Source organism: Pseudomonas sp. B22129 (assembly GCF_044218875.1).
GTDB lineage: Bacteria > Pseudomonadota > Gammaproteobacteria > Pseudomonadales > Pseudomonadaceae > Aquipseudomonas.
Genome location: NZ_CP162592.1, coordinates 1,049,528 through 1,067,364 on the forward strand (window position 1 = coordinate 1,049,528; position 17,837 = coordinate 1,067,364).

Sequence of the window (17,837 nt, forward strand, 5' to 3'; positions counted from 1 at the left end):
TCAGGAAGATGGCGGCAGTTGGAATAGCAGGGCCAGGGGCCGGCGACCACCTCGGCGGTGGTGGGGGTAACTACCGGGATTCCGGTAGTTGATTCCAGGGGAGTAGTCATTGCAGTGTCTCCGAGCCGGTGCCGTTGATCCTGCTGACGATTTGAGCCATATCCGTCAGCGTGCCGCCGGAAAGACGGCGCACCAGGATGCCCAGCGCAGTAGTGACGTTGATCGCCTCCACGGCAACCGTGGCAGTGATCTGGGCGTTTAGTGCCGCCAACGTTCCATGTGACCCCATGCGGACCTTGTCCCCAGCATTGAAAGCTGCGCAAGCCAGCGCCAAGTTGCTGAGCTGGTTGTATTGCTCGGGCGGCGTGGGCCGGACGAATGCTTCGGCGATCGGGATATGCATGTCCGGCGGCTCCTGGCCGGCCAGCAAGCACTTGCTGGCGATATCCCAGTGCTCGTCGGATATCTTCTTGGCGTCGCCGCCAGTCTTGCGTTCAAACAGGACCTTCAGCGCCCAGTACGCTTCGATCAGCCCGACGTACACGTCATCACGCACTTCGATAGCGCCGCCATCCTCAACGAACTCCGTCGCGTCCTTGACGCACTCGAAGCACTTCAGCAGGAGCGCGGCATCGGCGAATTTCTCGAAGAAGGCCTGGTCGATGGTTTCAGCGGCGGTAGTCTTTGGGAAATCGATAACGTTGTTCATGCTGTTGCCCCCTCTTCCACCATCCAGCGCTCGGCAATGATCTGGGCTTTGAAGCCAAGTTCATCCACCCATTTCTTGAGCCGATCTACCTCGGACACGCCAATCTCGGAATCAAGTAGCCCCCCTGCCGCCTCAATGCGGACGGCAGCCACGCAGACTTGCCATGCCGGATAGAAGCTCAGCCCGGTCAACGCCATGATTTGTCGGTAGATGGTCAGCGAGACGCGCTCCAAGTCGATCAATTGCCCTTGGTTCAACGGGTGACGCTTTGTGCGAGGCTTGTCTTCCGGGGCATCAATCAGGTTATGGATGCGCCAGTAGGATTGGACGAGCGATACCAGGTCGCCGCCCTTTGCTGTTGGTTCTGGCACGCTGAGGTGCTGTCGGATGATCGCGGCGATCTCCATGGTGAGACTGGCGACAACAGGACTGTTTTTGATCATTGGGAATCTCCGTCGGCGCCAAACAGGTCAGCCAGGTCAATTTGGTAAACGTCTGCCCAGGCAGCTGCGGGCCAGGAGCGAACCCAGCCGTAACGCGGGTCGTGGACTTTCGGGGCTTGCACTCCTTTCTCAGCGCACCAGTTCTTCAGTGGGCGGAAACCCTGCTTGCCGAACTTGCGCTTGCAGACCTTCTCCACGGCGGCGACCGTGGCCTGCCGTAGGCCGCGCCCGAGCTCTTCCTTCAACTGGTTGGCCTGGCGAACAGCTGCTGACGCTGTGGCCATCGCCGTTGCCTCTCGGCGCGAACCGATCTCGGCCTTGGTTTCGATGGCCTTGTCGCGCTCATCGATCGCCAACCGCTCTGAGCGTTTCGATGCCAGCAGATGCTCCAGGGCGCTGATGTAGTCGCCGGGCAGTGCAGGTGCCAGTTTTGGCGCAGCACGGAAGTATCGATTTACCAACTGCCGCTGAACGTCCCAGGCCAGGTCATCGGTCAAGGATTTGACGATCATCAGATAGCCCTGCTCTGTGAGCACGATCAGCCCTCTGTTTGGGATCTCGGCATCTAAACCTTGGATTTCAAGGTTTTGCGATTTGGCGAGCAAAGAGTAGTCAGCACCATCAATGAACCGCTGGCGGTTCTCGCGGAAATTGCGAGCCGCTGTACCATCGACACGCTGATGTACCTGATCGATCATGGCGAGCGTGACAACACGCTGGCCGCGATACTCAACGATGGGCAGCTGGGTCTGGTGGATGGTGATCGTGTTCATTGGTCACCCTCCAATCCGAAGGCGAGCCAGTGAATATCCACTAGACAGGCGCGAGCTATTTCTGCGAGATAGGAGGTGCGTTTTGTTTTGCCACTTTCGATTTGGCTGATTGAGGTCTGGCGAGTGCCGACCAACTTCGCGAGATCGGCCTGACTGAGGCCAGCAGACTCCCGCGCCAGGAGGACGCGGTCGGCAAGTGAAACCTCAAGCCCCACCGGGATCCGCGCCACGTTTTCGGGTTGCGTATTTTGTGGCGCGGATTCGCCGAGAACCCTGAACTGGTCGATAGCGCTATAAACCCCGCCGAATCCGGTGTCGTTGAAGTATTTCGCCACCTGGAACAAGTCACCAATCCCTTTTCCGCCGTCGTGCAGGTGATCTAGGTGCATGGCCTTGATCAGTGCGTGCTGCCACTCGAGCACATCCTTGGCCGCACACAGCTGAAACTCCGCTTCTTGCGAAGCCTCTTGCATGGTAGGTAGTGGCTCGTTCATTTGGCGGCTCCCTGGTGAGGGATGTTCTGGAGCTTGTAGGCGGCGGCAGCGCCGGCCTCGGCCATGGACATGGACAGGAGCGCCAGCGAATTGATAAGCCAGCCAGCATTCATGGCGACTTCATCAGACAGTTCGCCTTGATTTGCCGCATGCGCGATGAGCTCACCGATAGCGGCAACTCCGCTCAGTGTGCTGATCTGGAACTCGTCGCTGGCGTTCTCTACGCACTGGAGCTGTTCGACCTGGGCAGGCGTGAGCTTTGCCCCCTTCGCGAAGGTAGATGGGAACTCGCGTTCAACGTTGACCAGTAACTGGTTCCACATTGGAGGTTTCATTGTGCGTCCTCCGCTTCGTATGCCGCCTTGAGCCCGCGCTCGGCCGAGCGAGTCAGCGCAGAGACAACATCGCCAATAAAGCCCAGGGTGCGAACCTCGGAGAGAAAAGCGATCTCTCCATCGTTGATTGCGTAGGCAAGACGGCTGCACAACTGGCTGATTCCGTCCGACAGATCGGATGCAACCGAAAGCGCTTCGATTAAGTTTGCGTCAGGGTTGATGCTGAAAAGATCGGTGTACTCCTCCCCAAAAGTGCAAGGCTTGAGCTTTGGGAGTTGCACTGTTTGTTGGGCGGTGCTATTTTTTGCGTGCGTCATATCGTTCTCCAGAACGAAGAAGTACCAAAGCCACCAGCTCCACACTGGTAGCGACTAAGAACCCGCCTCCACAGCGGGTTTTTTATTGCCTGCCGTTCGGGCTAGCCAGAAAATAAAAGGTGGATCGATGCTGCCATTGTGAAACTCCGATACTGGATGCCTAAACAGGCTATTTGTAGGCTGTTAGCAAAATGCTTGTTTTCAGGTGATAATCACACCGTGGTTCAGGGTGAGGCGAAGCAGCCGTGGAAAGAAGCTGATAGCAGCAACCTCACCTTTGGTGGCAAGGTGGATTGCTTCCGCCAACGCCTCAGAAGGCCGTCGCATGCCGCAGGAAATCTGTTTGAGGTAAGCAACGCTGGTGTCGCAGGCCTTGGCCAGCTCAGATTGCTCGCCTGCACTACGACCTTTCATCCAGGCCGCCAATGTGTGGTTGTCCATGGGAAACCTCTTTTGAGCGATGCTGCGAAGATTAGCAAAACGCTTAATTTTGGCAACCATTATTTAAGCAAGCGAGGAACTGATGCTGGATTCAAAGCAGATACGCCGCCAAAATCTTGAACACATTCAGAAGCATTTCGTGTCCCGAAAGATGCTGGCCGTCGCGCTTGAGGTAAGTCCGGCAATGCTCAGCCAGTTATTGTCGGCGACCCCCAAGCGGGAAATCGGCGACAAATTGGCCCGTAAGATTGAGGAGATGCTCTACCTGCGAAGAGGATGGATGGATACACCTCATACCGAGGAAGAGGTCCGCAATCTTCGAGAGCTTAGCCCTGGCTTCCCCGCCAAAGGGGAAACAGCAGAGCAGTACGCTGAGGGGATGATTTCTACCAAGGCAATGCGGGCGAAACTCGAGAGAATTGGCCGGGTTCTGGGTGACGCTCTAACTGATACCCAGGAGGCCGATCACGCTGAACTGGTACAGATATCGACGTGGGACGACGAAACCCCATTGGACTACGACGAGGTATACATCCCCTTCCTGAAGGAAGTAGAGCTTTCTGCAGGGAGCGGTCGCACCGTGATTGAAGAAAGTAGTCATGCAAAGCTGCGGTTTGGAAAACATAGCCTCAAGCGACACAACGTTGACCCAGCAAATGCTGTCTGCGTGCCAATCAAGGGCAACAGCATGGAACCCATCCTAAAAAATGGAGCAACCGTTGGGGTTGACCGTGGAAATCGGACGATCACAGACGGTGATCTCTACGCGATAAGTCATTCCGGGCAGCTCAGGGTCAAGCAGCTCTACAGAACCCCTTCCGGCATCAGAGTTCGCAGCTTCAACCGGGATGAGTTCCCGGATGAGGAATACACCTGGGAGCAGATTGAAACTCAGGAACTGATGATAATCGGCCGAGTATTCTGGTGGGCGATGTTCGCGTAAAAAAATTAAGCAAAAAGCTATTTACATGATTAAGCATTATGCTAAAGTCCATTCCACGAACTTTTGGAGATGGACAGCATGAACGCACTCACCTATGGCAACTGGAAGGCCTTTACCGACAAGGGCCTGGCAGTCATGGAACTTATGTCCTTAATGGGCAAGGCTTCCGGCAAGACCGCCAAACAGGTTGCCCGCGACCTCGATCGCTCCCATCACACTATCGTCCAGCGCATGAAGTCCGTTCGCTTCAAACTCAACGCTGTTTCTGAGTCAGCAGCAGTCGCTGAGGCAATGCGTTTGGGAATAATCTCATTCTGCGTCAATTCCTCGCCCAATCCAGAGCCCGCCCCAGAAGATCACCAAGCCGAGCAAGGAGTGTTCGTCGCCTGATCCAGCGGCGTGCGCCTTCTGCCGGGCGTAGTCCAGTGGATCAGCGAATGCTGAGCGCCTAACCCAACCTGATTTTTTGCGAAAGCCAACAACGCGGCGGGCCTTTGTTCGCCCTGGAGAAAGTGAATGTCACGTAAACCCCTTACCCCGTTCCAGCTTTTCAAGTTGTTGATGGCGATCCTGATCTACATCAGCGTGTCCCTGGGCTGGCTACTTTTTGCTGCCCGCGACCTTATCAGCAGCTCCTCCGACCTGGACGTTGTCGGCGCCTTCTTTGGAACCGCCGTCTGGCTGATCGCCAGCGCCTGCCTGTTCCTGCACATCACCACACCAAAACCCGGCCAACCGGCCAAAACCACGGAGAAAGACCAATGAAGCGGATTGCCGCCATTGCAATGCTGTGCCTGCTCGCCATCACGGCGGGGTGCTCAAAGGTGCCCGCCGGCTATACCGGCGTCATCGTCAACCTGATGGGCAGCGACAAGGGGGTAGCGCCCTCTGAGGCCACTGTCGGCTACAAGTGGCTCACGCCGAACGAGGAACTGTTCCTGTTCCCCACCTTCAACCAGAACTTCAACCTGCAGCAGGTCAAGTTCCAGGACCGGGACGGCATGACGATCAGCGCCCCGATCGGGATCACGCTGCGCGCCAAGCAGGGCGCCGCCCCGTTGCTGTTCCAGACCTACCGCAAGTCGATGGATGAAATCATTGAGGTGAACGTGCCGCAGGTGGTGCGCAATGCCTTCAACAACGCCGGATCGAAGGTCAAGGCGTCTGAGGTTTATGGCCCGGGCAAAGAAGCTTTCCTGAAAGCCATCGAGACCCAGGTTCAGCAACACTTTGACAGCAAGGGCATCGTGGTCGAGTCGCTTTACCTGAACGGCGAAATTGTCCTGCCGCCCCAGGTGGTCGAGGCGCTCAACGCCAGCATCACCGCCACCCAGAAGGCCCAGCAGCGTGAGAACGAGTTGCGCCAGACCGAGGCAGAAGCCGCCAAGGTGCGCGCCGCCGCCCAGGGCGACAAAGACGCCGCCATCCTCAAAGCCCAGGGGGAAGCTGAGTCGCTGAACATTCGCGGCGAGGCGCTGCGGAAGAACCCGGGTGTGGTTGAGCTCAACGCTATTGAGAAATGGGACGGGAAACTGCCCGTGTACATGACCAGTGGCACCGCCACCCCATTCATTGGCATCGGCAAGTAACCGACCACCAACGGCAGGTGGCGCAAATGTGCGCCATCGGCCAGGAGATCCGCATGAAACAGAAACTGATATCGGCATGGATCAGCCTTGTGCTTAGCCTTTGCCTTCTACTGGGCCCTGCTCCAGCGCAGGACTTTGTGTTCTACGTGCTGATGGTGATGACAGCGCTCGCCTGGATCGGCGTTCTGTCCGGCCTGATCAAGGGTGACGTCGCAAAGAAGCTGCTGAGCCACGCGTGGATTAGCGTCCTATCAACAGGGCTGCAGGTATATGCGCTGATAGTAAGCGGTCACCCAGTTCTTGCGGCATCGAGCTTCCTGGTGTCGTTCTTCATGGTGATCGCTGCCATCAATGCAACCAAGGATGAGCCGGGAGTATCCCTATGAGCGCCACAAATTACGATTCCCGCACCGCCGATAAGTTTGTGGTGCGCCTGCCCGACGGCCTGCGCGCCGACATTGAAGCCGCAGCGAACGCCGGCGACCGCAGCATGAATAGCGTTTTCATCCAGGCCGTGCGCCAGTACCTGGATGGGCAGAACCGCCAGCAAATCCTGCTCGACGCGCTGGCCAACACTGTCACCACCCCGATCCGACCTTATACAGATGCTCGCGATCGCGTCGATTCATTGGTGGGCATGACTACGCCAGCTATCGGCGAATACTGGCCTGGACAGGGTGGGATCTACGGCGGCCTGCGCCACTACCCCGAAGGTTTGTGCCACATCATCTTTGCCAGTGTGGACGTGGGCAGGCACGCCTACGGCGAGTACGGCACCAACGTCGAGAACACCAGCAACATCGATGGGCGCAAGAACACCGCCATCCTGGTCAATCGCGACGGCTCGCACCCGGCCGCCGACGCTGCATACGCCTACACCTGCGACGGGCACGACGACTTCTATCTGCCCTCCTCTGGCGAACTTCATCACGGCTACCTGTACCTGCCTGAATCTTTCGAGAAGGACTGGTACATCAGCAGCACGCAGCGCTCCGCCTACTACGCCTACATCATGGTCTTTGAAGGTGGCTGGCTCGACTCCAGCGCCAAGCACTACGAGCGGCTCGCGCGCCCTGTCCGCAGAGTCCTTCAGTAATTCATTCCTTCAATTGCTTTCGCGGCTTCGGCCGCACTGGAGATAGCGCGATGAAACGCCGACAGATATCCCCCGCTGCCCTGCCCTGCCCGCCATCGGCCAGCCGTTCGCCGGCGGCTTCTACGCGGGCAGGATCTACTTCGACGGCGCCGAGTACGCGCTGATCGATGCGGGTCAAGAGTTCGAGACTGCCGCGCACTGGTGGGACCACGAAGGCCCGCGACCACGCATCCGTGGGGCAACCCATCGCTCTGACGGTATGGCCAACACCCTCGCCATGAGCGCGGAAGGCTGCACCATTGCCACCAAGGTTCTGGGCATGAACATCCGTGGCACCTGGGGCTGGCATATCCCGAGCATTGAGGAGCTGAACCTGATGCGGAGCAATCTGCTCCAGCTGCCGGATTGGAATCACCGCATGTGTGAGGCCGCGCCGCAGGCGTTCCGTGGCTCTCATCAGTATTGGTCCAGCACCCAAAAAGAAAACGCGGCGACGGCCTGGCTGATGGGCATGTACCCGTGGGCGGTGCCAGACACCAACTGGGTCAGCGGCTGCAACGGCATACGTCCGGTGAAGGTGTTGCAGATCAAGGCTGACGCCTTTGTGCATGAGCCATCGACCGATATTGCTACGAGCGTAGCAGTTTGCGACCTAGGCGGATTGACCGCCAGCCCGGCCGTGGCAGAGGTGCTGGGCCAGTTCATCAACGAGGACACCGGACGTTTCTATGGCCGCACCGATGACCTGCTGGCCCAGCTGGCTATGATCGCCGTGGAGGCTCGCGCATGAACAAGCTTCAGCGATTCGAGCTCAACACCGCCGGCCGAGACTTCGCCGTCGGGGATATTCATGGCTACTTCACCAAGCTGCAGGCCGCGCTGGATGCTGTCGGGTTCAATCCTGCCGTGGATCGCCTGTTCAGCGTGGGAGATCTGGTTGACCGCGGGCCAGAGTCTGCCGAGGTGGATACCTGGCTGGCCAAGCCGTGGTTCTTCTCCGTCCAGGGAAACCACGAGGCGATGGTCGTAGATGCCCACCACTTCGATCCGGACGGACGTGCAAGCGAAATGCACATCGCAAACGGTGGCGCCTGGATGCTCGGGCTGCCATCCGTAGAGCGTGATTGCTACGCCGCCCTGCTGGCTGACCTACCGGTAGCAATTGAAGTTGTCACGGCAGAGGGCCTTGTGGGGGTCGTGCACGCGGACTGCCCTTACGGCAACTGGCCTGAGTTTACCTGGGCGATCGAAAAATCTGGACCTGCCGAATCTCAACACGTCCAGGCAGTTGCTCAATGGTCGCGTGGCCGGATCACTGGAGAGGTTCGCACCAACGTCATAGGCGTTCGGGCTGTCATCGTCGGGCACACCCCAGTGCGCCAGCCGGCGATCCTTGGAAACGTCTACCACATTGACACCGGCGCCTGGATGGGTGGCCACTTCACGCTGATCGACCTGACCACACTGCAGTGCTACCCGCCGGTGAACCCGAAATTGAACTGGGACTGGGAGTCTCGACCATGAAAACCATCATCACCATGATCCTGCTGCTGATCGTTGGCCAGGCCTCGGCCGGTGAACAGGTGATCGACGTGCAGCACGACAGCGTGCGCGGCGTCACCTGCTGGATATTGAACAACACCGGTATCAGCTGCCTGCCGGACAGTTCGCTCCTACAGACGCCCACCAGCAGCACCACCGACGAAAGACAAGCGGCGCGGGCTTCTCTGGCAACTTCCATGTGCCAAAACGAGCAATTGAGCCCCGGCCTGCTCCCACATGAAAAAGGGTTCCAGCTATGAGTCGCATCAACGGCACCAAGGGGCAGCGCCTGATCGAACTGTTCAACGCCCTGCAGCGCCGGGAAACCACGTTCGGGCAGATATACGCAATGTCGGCATCGTGCGGGATCGACGCTCGCCGGGTGCTGGCTGACCATTTTCAGCGAGGCGAGAGCCATGAATGACCTGATCTGTCGTAAATCAATGACCCGCTGCCAGGCGCCTGGAATGTGCTCCCCGCATGGCGGCTGCCAAACGCCAGAAGCGGCGTCTGCATTCGTTACCCTGCGAACCGAACGCAACTCGCTGGCCTTCCTGCTAAAGCGCTTCGTTGACGGTGAGCACGACCAGGGCGAGAACCAATCCGAGCGCCACATGTACCACGACGAAGCCGAGGCGCTGCTGGCATATCTGGGCGGCGAGGTCCAGGGGCATACGCTGGTGCCGGACGATATCCTGCGCAAGCAGTACGAACAGAGGATGGCCTTGATCGCTGAGAACGAGGCGCTGCGAAAGGATGTCGCTCGGTATCAGTGGCTGCGCGACAAGAGCGAGTCGATGCATCCGTTTTACCTGAGCACCCCGATATGGTTTACCGGTGTTCGCTTTCGCAAGGAGGACGTGGACAGCTCTATCGACTCCGCGATGATCAGTGTCGCGACACAATCCACGGACACCGAAGACGTGTCGCGACACGAAGGCGGGCAGACATGAGCGCGGCTAGAGTTATAGAGTTTGAGGAGTTGCAGCGGATCACCGGCTATACGCGGCGTGCTGATGTGGAGAAGGCGTTGCGCGGGGAAGGAATACGGATATTCCTCGGGAGAAAGGGGCCTTGGACAACCGTCGACCTGGTAAACCAGGCGGGCGGCCTCAAGCCAATCGATCAAGAAAAGTATGACGCGGACATTGTATGAAGCGAGGAAGGAAGCGCCAGCACAACCCGAACATCCCTGGGCATATTGACCAGGCGGCCCTGCCACGCTCGGTGTATTTCGACCACCGCGGGGCGGGGTGCTGGTACATCCTGTATTTCAACGAAGCCGGCCGGCGCCAGCGACAGAACCTGTGCGCGGGCAATGTGACGCTTTCTGAGCTTCACCGACTGATCGAGGAGCGCAACGGCGTAGACCGAGACAGCTTGCAGTACCTCTGTGACGAGTTCCACAAGAGCGACCAGTACAAGGGCCTCAGCGATAACACCCACGACGACTACGTCTACTCCCGCGACGTGATCCTGGCGTTTCCGACAAAGCTCGGCAAGCCGCTGGGCGAGCTGGCGGTGCTCAAGTTCACCCCGGCGCTGATCCAGCGGGTAATCGACAAGATCGCCCAGGAAGGCAAGCCATCGAAGGCCGCACACGCCCTGCGCTACCTGCGCCGCGTAATGCAGTGGGGCCGCAACCGTGGGTTCGTGAAGGAAAACCCGGCAAAGGGCATCGAGTCGCCCAAAGAGCGCAAGCAACGCCGGCTGCCCGACGATACGGTCATGGTCAACTTGATAAGGTTCGCGAAGCAGCAGGGCCAGCTCAAGAGCGGCCAGCCTGGCGCGTGTTCGCCTTATCTGTGGTACGTGATGGAGATCGGCTACCTCTGCCGCCTACGCGGTATCGAGACGATCACACTCACCGACGAGAACGAACTCGCCGAAGGCGTGCTGACCAACCGCCGCAAGGGAAGTCGGGACAATATCGTTCGGTGGACACCTCGGCTGCGTGCCGCATGGGATGCGGCCAAAGCCGTCAGGTCTGAGACCTGGGAGAGAAAGCGTGTGCCGGTACCGATCCGTGCGGACCAGCGCTTCCTGATCATCTCGGCCACCGGCAGGCAGTTGTCGAAGTCAGGGCTCGACACAGCCTTTCAGCGGCTGATCGTCCAGGCGATCGACAAAGGAATCCTCACCGAGGAGCAGCGCTTCGGAATGCATGACTTCAAGCGCAAGGGCATCACCGACACGGTGGGCACCCGGGCAGACAAGCAACAGGCGTCCGGTCATAAGGATGAATCCATGATGGATGTTTACGACTTGAGCGTGCCGACCGTGAACCCATCAGCCGACTGAGCAACTGATTAAAGCCGAAGCAGCTCACAGTCTTATCCACAGGAAGACGGTAGAGAATGCTGGACATTCCTCCAGTCTTTTACGCGTACAAAAAGGCGAGAGAATCCGTAAAGTATGACCCTAAGCCGTGGCCTACGCGTACAATATTACGGCTGAGCGCGTTGTGTTTATTGTGTTGGGTGGCTGACTTGTAATCAGTAGGTCCCGGGTTCGACTCCTGGTGCCGGCACCATACAAAACAAAGCCCTCGCAGAAATGTGAGGGCTTTGTTGTTTCCGGGGTTCGGGATGGAGTGCCTACAAAGCACCCGCATCTTTTTCGCCCTATCTTCGCTGTTGCCAGGCCCTCCTCAGACGCCTGACGTCTGCGCTTCCTGCGTATCCCTGATGTTCCATGGCGTGGCAGCGCCTGACTTTTCAAGACGACAGCCAGTGCCATCCAGTTCACCGTGCCCAAGGAAATCATTGGCAGTTGGTACGGCTCGATAGACTTCATCAGCCGTTTTGCCGGGCTCGTTGGCATTCTGTTGGCTGGCCGGGCCTACGACAGAATCGAGACATACGCTATCTACTCGATACTGGCCGGGGATCCGGTTTGATGCGGGCCCGGCCATAGTGTTTACTTCGCCATCAACCGAGCCATCATCTGCTAGCCTGCTTTGAGCATTGGCTGAGACGCCGCCCATGACCAATACCGCTCCTGCCATCAAGCTCAGTACGCTTCGGCAAATAGCCCCCTATTTGAGTATGCGCGGGGTGGCGCCGCTGGAGTTTTTTCGGCGTTTTGGTATTTCACCCCAGGTGTTTCAAAACCCCGAGGCGTGGGTGCCGCGCGCGGCGTGTTTTCATATCGCCAATGAGATGGCGGCAGCGGCGCAGGACCCCTTCGGCGGTGCGGTGGTGGGGCACTTGACGGAGGTGCGTTCCACCGGTGTGTGGGGCGATTTGATTTTGGGCTCCACCAACCTCGCTCAAGCGTGCGCGTCGGCAGCGGTGCATACCGATTTGCTGCACCAGGGCAGCGAAGTGACCATTCTCACCGAAGGCCGTACGACAAGGCTGATCCAGCAGTTCACCGGCCACCACGGAGCAGATCCGAAGCAGGTGATTTTCGGCACGTTGGCGGTGCTTCGCAAAGTGCCGCTGTTGTCTGGCGCGCCCGGTGCCATCCGTGTGCATCTGAAAAATGCGAGAGAGAAAGGCGACGAGGCCCTTGAAGAATTCCTCGGCCCGAACCTCGAAATGAATGCCGAGTACAACATGATCGAATTTGATCGTGAGTTGCTCGAAATCCCTCTGCAGCCGGTTCGGGACATTGCCTGGAAAACCACCCAAGCCTTGAAGTCGACGTCTGACGCAGCGGATGTGCTCGCGCGGCAGATTTCGGATCAGGAACAGTCCAGGCTGCTCACTATCTCCCGGACGCTCGGGTTGTCTGTGCGCACCTTGCAAAGGCGCCTGGAGCACTGCGGTGTGGACTTCGATGCCTTGCGTGACGAGACCCGCCGCAACGAAGCCTTTCAGTTACTCGCCAGCGGAAAATACAGCGCGACTGAAATCGCCTACATGGTCGGCTACAGCGACCCGGCGCACTTCACGCGAGCCTTCAAGCGCTGGACCGGCAGCCCGCCGTCGCGTTACCGCGCCACCCTCTAACCTCCTCGCCTGACGCTTGGGCACCTTTGCGGTGCGGCTTTCGCGTGCCCGCCCGTCACGCTTTTGGCACCAAATGGCAAGTTTCCAAAAACACCTTCTTATACAGTTTTGCGAGGAAATACCCCCTTACAAACCACGAGGTTTCAATGTCTCTTTCATCCACGGCCTGCGTTCTCACCATGGCGCTGACTGCTTTTGGAAGTGCATACGCTCAATCGTCCCAGACGTCGACAGTCGCGGTTGGCGTGGATAATTTTGCACGTGCCGAGTCCGACCTCTACATGGGCAAGATCGTCGCGCAGGGCGGTTTGGGCCGCTTTGTTCATAGCCGTGAACCGGTGCCCATCGACGCACAGAATGTGATCCGGATGAACCGCGACACCCTGTACTCCTCGGCGGTGTTCGACCTGGACGCCGGCCCGGTCGTGCTCACGCTGCCGGAGGCTGGCGGGCGCTTCATGTCGGCGCAGGTGGTCAATGAAGATCACTACGTGCCCGCCGTCTTTTACGGCGCCGGCCGCCGCACGTTATCGAAAGAGGCTGTCGGCACACGCTATGTCTTTGTGGCGGTGCGCACGTTCTTCGACCCCGCAGACCCCAAGGACCTTGAAAAGGTGCATGCCCTGCAGAACGCCATCCAGGTCAGCCAGGCCAAGCCAGGCGAATTCATCGTGCCGAAGTGGGACGCGGCGAGCCAGGCAAAGGTTCGTGATGCACTCGCCGTGCTGGGTGCGACGCTTCCTGACTACAACCAGTCGTTTGGCCCCAAGGGCAAGGTCAACCCGATCCACCACCTGATTGGCACCGCGACCGGCTGGGGCGGCAACCCGGCCAAGGACGCCATCTACCTCGGCGGCGTGATGCCCGAGAACGACGGAAAAACCCTCTACCGGCTCAAGATCGGGGACGTTCCGGTCAACGGCTTCTGGTCTGTCAGCGTTTACAACGCCGACGGTTACTTCCAGAAAAACCCCTACGACGCCTACTCGTTGAACAACCTCACGGCCAAAAAAAGCCAAGACGGTTCGATTGTTATCCAGTTTGGCGGTTGCGACGCGAAGGTCGCCAATTGCCTGCCAACCCCACCCGGCTGGAACTACACGGTCCGGCTTTACCAGCCGAGCGACCCGATTCTGAATGGCCAATGGCGCTTTCCAAAACCGCAGCCCGTTGCACGCTAACCGGCGCATGCGCCTCTCTGAACGACTGAGTTTTGCACCCAAGGACAGTAACCATGCCAACTATCGGTGATTCACCTTTTTTTAAACGCCCCATGATGCTCATGACCGGCGCGACCCTCGCCCTGGCGACGGCGTTGCCTGCATTGGCAGACGATTCGCCTTCTGTGACCGTCGGCGGCGGCATTGCCGTCGGCCCTTTGTACGAGGGTTCTTCGCATTACGCCGCCTTCCCGTCGCTGAAACTCAAGGCGAAAATGCCCACCGAACACTGGGGCACATTCACCGCCGCGTTCCCGGATGGGCTGCGCTGGGACCTGCCCGGCCTGGCGCCCTTCGGGGTGGCGTTGTTGATCGGTTACGACCAGGGCCGCAAGGAAAAAATCCACACCCTGGGCGGTCGCGATGATGACTTGAGGGGCATGGGCAACCTGGACAGTACGGCGCTGGTCGGGGCTGAAGCGTATTGGATTCTGCCGGCCGGTCGCCTGTTCGTTCGCGGCCTGCAATCCACTCAAAATCGCAATTACGGCGGCGAGAGCCTGGGGCGTACGGCCTACCTGGAAGCCGGGGTCGCCACCGCGTACGCACTGTCTTCCACCTTGACCCTGGATTCGACGTTGTACGGTACCTGGAGCAATGAAAACGACATGATGGCGCGCTTCGGCGTTACCGCCGAGCAGGCGGCGCGCACCCGCTTCGACGAATACCACCCAGGCGGCGGCATGCGTGACGTGACCTTGAAACTGGGTCTGACCTGGCAATGGCAGCCACAGCTGGCACTGGAAGGCGGCATCAAGAGCTACGCACTGGTTTCCGACGCGCGCAACAGCCCGCTGACGGGCGAGAAGGTAGGCGCAGGCGCCTATCTGAATGCCCTGTACCGGTTTTGATCAGCCAGTATTCAATAAGAGAACACGCGATGAATAACCTGCATAAGCACGTGGCGCTGGCCGGCCTGCTCTGGTCAGGGTTGGCACTGGCTGACGAGGCCGCCACCCAAGTCACCGACCCTCATTTCAAACTGGCTCCCGGCTACCTCGATTCAGCGGATTTACCCTTGCGTCTGGCCTTGCTCGGCGCCCCACCCAAGCCTGACTCTGCAGCGTTTGCGCGGGATGAGGAAGCTCGGCGCACGGCACTGTCGCTGCGTGGCACGGCCCGGGAAAAGCTCGCGGCAGCGGATGCGGAGCTGGCATTCCCAGGCCCGGCGCAAGCCTTTTCCTGTGCGATGGGCACACCGATCACCGAGAAAAATACCCCGCATCTCTACACCTTGATGCAGCGCACGCTGACGGATGCGGGCGGTTCCACCTATGCCGGGAAAAATGCCTACAACCGCACTCGCCCGTTCGTGGCGCATAACGAAGGCACCTGCCGCAAAGACATGGAACCGTTGTTGCGCACGGATGGCTCCTGACCGTCCGGGCACTCGGCTGCCGGTTGGGCCTGGGGCCTGTTACTGGCTGAAATCCAGCCTGCGCGCGCCACCGAACTGATGACCCGCGGGTTGGCGTTCGGCCAGAGCCGGGTCATCTGCGACGCGCACTGGCAGAGCGACGTTGACGCCGGCCGCATCATGGGCGCCGCAACGGTGGCGAGCCTGCACAACAACCCTGCGTTCCTGGCGGACCTGGCGGCGGCGAAAGAGGAGGTCAAGGCTGCTCAAAAAGCCGGGCTGAAGCCAACACAGGACTGTGCGGCCGAAAGCGTTGCGCTCTCGCTGACCCAGCACTGATCGGAGAAACACCATGATGCACCGTCACAACGCGCGCCTGGCCCTGCTGTTGGGTACGTTTGCCGCCAGCGGGGCCGGCCTGCCGACACCGGCCATGGCGGCAGACAACGATGGCTGGACGTTCAACGGCGGGCCTTACGTATGGGGCGCCGGTATCCGTGGGCACGTGGGCCACAGCAGCACCGGCACGCAGTTTATCAAGTCCGATTTCTCCGACATCGCGCGCACGGTGGATATGTCGGTGATGTTGATGGGCGAGGCACGGCGTGGCCCTTACAGCGTGCTCGCTGATCTGATGTACATCGACACCGATACCCGCAACCGCCTTCCGGCCGGCGCCCGGGCGTCCAAGCTGGAGTTGGAAAGCAAAACCGCCTCCGGTTTCCTGGGCGGCGGGTACACCGTGTTGGGCGATGAAAACCGCCGGCTGGATGTCGCCGGCGGCGTGCGGGTCTGGTACAGCAGCACCACCCTCACCTTGCATGGAGGGTCTGTCAGCGGCGAATCCGGGTCAGACAAGGCCACCTGGGCAGACGCCATGGCGGGGCTGCGCGGGCACTATGCGCTGAATGAGCGGTTCTGGTTGTCCTCCTGGGGCATGGCCGGTGCCGGGCAATCCCGGGAGGACTGGGACCTGGCGGCGCTGGCGGGCTGGGAGTTTTACCCCGGCTTTTCAGCGGTGGCCGGTTACCGCGCCATGGGTGTGAACTATCGCAATGATGGTTTTGTTTACGACATCGTTCAGAAAGGCCCTCTGCTGGGTATCAGTGGCCGATTCTGACTCTCAGGCGTACGCACCGTTTTTTCTGCGCAGGTAAACCATCTGCGCAGTCAGCCCAATGACCAGCGCAACCGCGATGCTGCCCTGCGCACCTAGCAGTACAGGGGATTGCAGGTCAGTGACAAAGGGGTGGCCATCGGGCACGCGGCGCAGTGTCTCGGACACGGTGGGCACCATCAGAAAGAACGCGGTCAGGCTCAGAAAAATGGTTTCCAGATAAGCCCGCGCTCGCCCCAGCCAGGTCACGTGCCCCACGCCATATCCAGCGAGCAGCAGAGCAAGGGTGATAACGCCAATGATGTTGCTGACCGGCTGCTTCGCCACCAGGAACACGCTGAGTGCCCCGATCAGCATCGACGCAAGGTAGAACCTGCCCGGCGTTGAGCGGGGAACAATGCGGCCGTGCCGGATAAACATATAAGCCGCCAGGGGAATCGCAGGCAGGCTGCCGAGGGTGTGTACCCAGCCAAGGGCGGAGATTCCGAACATGTGAGGTGCTCCAGGTGATTGGATGGTGCGCATCAACGATCACCGTCCCAACGGGTTCGTGAGACTGGCGCCAGCGCGTTATGATCCGGGCCTCAGCTTAGTGAGTGCGTGGGCAAGCCGACATGATGAATCCCCTTGAAAACTTGATCATTCATCCGGAAATGAAACTGGAAGGGCTGGCCAAGGGTGATCTGCTGTCCCAGGTGCTGGCACAGATTCGCCTGACCGGCGACCGTGTTTACTCTGCCGCACTGGAGAGTGCGCAATGCCTCGACCTCGACCAGCAGAGCGCGCACATCTGCGTGGTTCAGCAAGGTCAACTCCACCTTGAAGGTGCCGGGCAGCCGGCCGCGACGCTGGCGCAAGGCGATATCATCCTGCTGCCTCACGACCCCACCGGCATCAGCATCACCGCCTGCGATGGGCCTGCGTCGGTGGTGATCTGCCGCTTCTGGTTCGACGGGAACAGTTTCCAGGCCATGCTGTTTGCTTTGCCTTGGCTGATCCACATTCGCAAAGCCGAGGCGGCGGATTGGGCGCAAGGCATCCTGCATTTCATGTTGCTCGAAGCCAACGACTCGCAGCCAGGCGGGGCGTTGATGATTTCGCGGCTGATCGACCTTACGGTGATTCGTATCCTGCGCACCTGGGTGCACCTGAACGCGGCGTCCGGGTGGCTGGGCGGGTTGTCGGACGCGCGTATTGCGCGGGCATTGAAAGCTATCCATGAAACACCCGGGCAACAGTGGAACATAGCTGCGCTGGCGGAAATTTCCGGCATGTCACGGTCCAATTTTTGCGACCGTTTCAGCGTGTTGGTGGGGCGTTCGCCGCTGCGTTACCAAAATGAATGGCGGTTGAGGTTGGCCAAAACGATGTTGGCCAGACACGACAGCCGCATCGGTGAAATCGGCTTTGCGATTGGCTATGAATCCGAGGCGGCGTTCAGTCGCGCCTACAAAGCGTTTTTCGGCCGCTCGCCCCGCGAGGACAACGCCCCGAGCCGTTAAGGC

The 17,837-nt window shown here is 59.5% G+C and carries 27 protein-coding genes and 2 pseudogenes; 21 read left to right on the forward strand and 8 right to left on the reverse strand.

The features are described 5' to 3' along the window. Positions 1-106: 106 nt before the first annotated feature. The 7 genes from AB4P94_RS04785 to AB4P94_RS04815 form a co-directional block, all read right to left on the reverse strand. Positions 107-709, reverse strand: a complete 603-nt coding sequence (locus tag AB4P94_RS04785) for a hypothetical protein (protein WP_395609609.1) — start codon at positions 707-709, stop codon at positions 107-109. After that, positions 706-1,152 (reverse strand): hypothetical protein, encoded by a 447-nt coding sequence (locus tag AB4P94_RS04790; protein WP_395609610.1) that lies wholly within the window; start codon positions 1,150-1,152, stop codon positions 706-708. The genes AB4P94_RS04785 and AB4P94_RS04790 overlap by 4 nt, the downstream gene beginning before the upstream one ends. Further along, positions 1,149-1,925: an ORF6N domain-containing protein gene (locus AB4P94_RS04795; RefSeq protein WP_395609611.1), complete on the reverse strand. Its 777-nt coding sequence runs from the start codon at positions 1,923-1,925 to the stop codon at positions 1,149-1,151. Before AB4P94_RS04795 ends, AB4P94_RS04790 begins: the two co-directional genes overlap by 4 nt. Next, positions 1,922-2,419, reverse strand: a complete 498-nt coding sequence (locus AB4P94_RS04800; RefSeq protein ID WP_395609612.1) for a helix-turn-helix domain-containing protein — start codon at positions 2,417-2,419, stop codon at positions 1,922-1,924. The genes AB4P94_RS04795 and AB4P94_RS04800 overlap by 4 nt, the downstream gene beginning before the upstream one ends. Continuing rightward, the gene (locus AB4P94_RS04805) at positions 2,416-2,754 is read right to left on the reverse strand and encodes a hypothetical protein (protein ID WP_395609613.1); all 339 of its coding nucleotides are present in this window, start codon (positions 2,752-2,754) and stop codon (positions 2,416-2,418) included. Before AB4P94_RS04805 ends, AB4P94_RS04800 begins: the two co-directional genes overlap by 4 nt. Next, complete coding sequence (locus tag AB4P94_RS04810) at positions 2,751-3,071, reverse strand: hypothetical protein (RefSeq protein WP_395609614.1); 321 nt, start codon at positions 3,069-3,071, stop codon at positions 2,751-2,753. The genes AB4P94_RS04805 and AB4P94_RS04810 overlap by 4 nt, the downstream gene beginning before the upstream one ends. Positions 3,072-3,272: 201 nt before the next feature. Then, positions 3,273-3,512, reverse strand: a complete 240-nt coding sequence (locus tag AB4P94_RS04815; protein WP_395609615.1) for a hypothetical protein — start codon at positions 3,510-3,512, stop codon at positions 3,273-3,275. Between the two features lie 82 nt (positions 3,513-3,594). On the opposite strand from AB4P94_RS04815, the gene AB4P94_RS04820 reads away from it, so the two are divergent. The 20 genes and pseudogenes from AB4P94_RS04820 to AB4P94_RS04915 all read left to right on the forward strand — a co-directional run bounded on the left by AB4P94_RS04820 (position 3,595) and on the right by AB4P94_RS04915 (position 16,335). Then, entirely contained in the window at positions 3,595-4,455 is an 861-nt protein-coding gene (locus AB4P94_RS04820; RefSeq protein WP_395609616.1) for a helix-turn-helix transcriptional regulator, read from the forward strand. A 78-nt stretch (positions 4,456-4,533) separates the two neighbouring features. After that, complete coding sequence (locus AB4P94_RS04825) at positions 4,534-4,845, forward strand: helix-turn-helix transcriptional regulator (RefSeq protein WP_395609617.1); 312 nt, start codon at positions 4,534-4,536, stop codon at positions 4,843-4,845. Positions 4,846-4,971: 126 nt separating this feature from the next. After that, a complete protein-coding gene (locus tag AB4P94_RS04830) occupies positions 4,972-5,220 on the forward strand; it encodes a hypothetical protein (protein ID WP_034111983.1) in 249 nt (82 codons plus the stop codon). Continuing rightward, complete coding sequence (locus AB4P94_RS04835) at positions 5,217-6,044, forward strand: SPFH domain-containing protein (protein WP_060772807.1); 828 nt, start codon at positions 5,217-5,219, stop codon at positions 6,042-6,044. Before AB4P94_RS04830 ends, AB4P94_RS04835 begins: the two co-directional genes overlap by 4 nt. A 53-nt stretch (positions 6,045-6,097) precedes the next feature. Then, positions 6,098-6,430, forward strand: coding sequence for a hypothetical protein (locus AB4P94_RS04840; protein WP_395609618.1), 333 nt, complete (start codon positions 6,098-6,100; stop codon positions 6,428-6,430). Next, positions 6,427-7,140, forward strand: coding sequence for an Arc family DNA-binding protein (locus AB4P94_RS04845; RefSeq protein WP_395609619.1), 714 nt, complete (start codon positions 6,427-6,429; stop codon positions 7,138-7,140). The genes AB4P94_RS04840 and AB4P94_RS04845 overlap by 4 nt, the downstream gene beginning before the upstream one ends. A 259-nt stretch (positions 7,141-7,399) precedes the next feature. Further along, positions 7,400-7,930, forward strand: coding sequence for a hypothetical protein (locus AB4P94_RS04850; RefSeq protein WP_395609620.1), 531 nt, complete (start codon positions 7,400-7,402; stop codon positions 7,928-7,930). Beyond that, positions 7,927-8,664 (forward strand): metallophosphoesterase, encoded by a 738-nt coding sequence (locus AB4P94_RS04855; protein ID WP_395609621.1) that lies wholly within the window; start codon positions 7,927-7,929, stop codon positions 8,662-8,664. The genes AB4P94_RS04850 and AB4P94_RS04855 overlap by 4 nt, the downstream gene beginning before the upstream one ends. Next, on the forward strand, positions 8,661-8,942 hold the full coding sequence (locus AB4P94_RS04860; RefSeq protein WP_395609622.1) for a hypothetical protein: 282 nt from the start codon (positions 8,661-8,663) through the stop codon (positions 8,940-8,942). The genes AB4P94_RS04855 and AB4P94_RS04860 overlap by 4 nt, the downstream gene beginning before the upstream one ends. Continuing rightward, the gene (locus AB4P94_RS04865; protein WP_395609623.1) at positions 8,939-9,106 is read left to right on the forward strand and encodes a hypothetical protein; all 168 of its coding nucleotides are present in this window, start codon (positions 8,939-8,941) and stop codon (positions 9,104-9,106) included. Before AB4P94_RS04860 ends, AB4P94_RS04865 begins: the two co-directional genes overlap by 4 nt. Then, the gene (locus AB4P94_RS04870) at positions 9,099-9,635 is read left to right on the forward strand and encodes a hypothetical protein (RefSeq protein WP_395609624.1); all 537 of its coding nucleotides are present in this window, start codon (positions 9,099-9,101) and stop codon (positions 9,633-9,635) included. Before AB4P94_RS04865 ends, AB4P94_RS04870 begins: the two co-directional genes overlap by 8 nt. Then, complete coding sequence (locus AB4P94_RS04875) at positions 9,632-9,838, forward strand: hypothetical protein (protein WP_025858917.1); 207 nt, start codon at positions 9,632-9,634, stop codon at positions 9,836-9,838. Before AB4P94_RS04870 ends, AB4P94_RS04875 begins: the two co-directional genes overlap by 4 nt. Next, positions 9,835-10,983 carry a tyrosine recombinase XerC gene (xerC, locus tag AB4P94_RS04880; RefSeq protein WP_395609625.1) on the forward strand — a complete coding sequence of 383 codons (1,149 nt, stop codon included), beginning with the start codon at positions 9,835-9,837 and terminating at the stop codon, positions 10,981-10,983. Before AB4P94_RS04875 ends, xerC begins: the two co-directional genes overlap by 4 nt. Before the next feature lie 415 nt (positions 10,984-11,398). Further along, a pseudogene (locus AB4P94_RS04885) lies at positions 11,399-11,563 on the forward strand (MFS transporter); the annotation flags it as partial. A gap of 103 nt (positions 11,564-11,666) precedes the next feature. After that, complete coding sequence (locus AB4P94_RS04890; RefSeq protein ID WP_395609626.1) at positions 11,667-12,638, forward strand: helix-turn-helix domain-containing protein; 972 nt, start codon at positions 11,667-11,669, stop codon at positions 12,636-12,638. Positions 12,639-12,784: 146 nt separating this feature from the next. Beyond that, positions 12,785-13,819: a DUF1254 domain-containing protein gene (locus tag AB4P94_RS04895; RefSeq protein WP_395609627.1), complete on the forward strand. Its 1,035-nt coding sequence runs from the start codon at positions 12,785-12,787 to the stop codon at positions 13,817-13,819. Positions 13,820-13,872: 53 nt separating this feature from the next. Further along, positions 13,873-14,709: a MipA/OmpV family protein gene (locus AB4P94_RS04900; protein ID WP_395609628.1), complete on the forward strand. Its 837-nt coding sequence runs from the start codon at positions 13,873-13,875 to the stop codon at positions 14,707-14,709. A gap of 29 nt (positions 14,710-14,738) precedes the next feature. Then, positions 14,739-15,236 (forward strand): hypothetical protein, encoded by a 498-nt coding sequence (locus AB4P94_RS04905; protein ID WP_395609629.1) that lies wholly within the window; start codon positions 14,739-14,741, stop codon positions 15,234-15,236. 12 nt (positions 15,237-15,248) lie between these two features. Continuing rightward, positions 15,249-15,554, forward strand: a pseudogene (locus AB4P94_RS04910) (phosphatase PAP2 family protein); the annotation flags it as partial. A 13-nt stretch (positions 15,555-15,567) separates the two neighbouring features. Beyond that, entirely contained in the window at positions 15,568-16,335 is a 768-nt protein-coding gene (locus tag AB4P94_RS04915; protein ID WP_395609630.1) for a hypothetical protein, read from the forward strand. A 3-nt stretch (positions 16,336-16,338) separates the two neighbouring features. On the opposite strand, the gene AB4P94_RS04920 is transcribed toward AB4P94_RS04915, so the two are convergent. Next, positions 16,339-16,824 carry a hypothetical protein gene (locus AB4P94_RS04920; protein ID WP_395609631.1) on the reverse strand — a complete coding sequence of 162 codons (486 nt, stop codon included), beginning with the start codon at positions 16,822-16,824 and terminating at the stop codon, positions 16,339-16,341. A gap of 122 nt (positions 16,825-16,946) precedes the next feature. On the opposite strand from AB4P94_RS04920, the gene AB4P94_RS04925 reads away from it, so the two are divergent. Beyond that, positions 16,947-17,834 carry an AraC family transcriptional regulator gene (locus AB4P94_RS04925; protein WP_395609632.1) on the forward strand — a complete coding sequence of 296 codons (888 nt, stop codon included), beginning with the start codon at positions 16,947-16,949 and terminating at the stop codon, positions 17,832-17,834. The last annotated feature ends 3 nt before the right edge of the window (positions 17,835-17,837 follow it).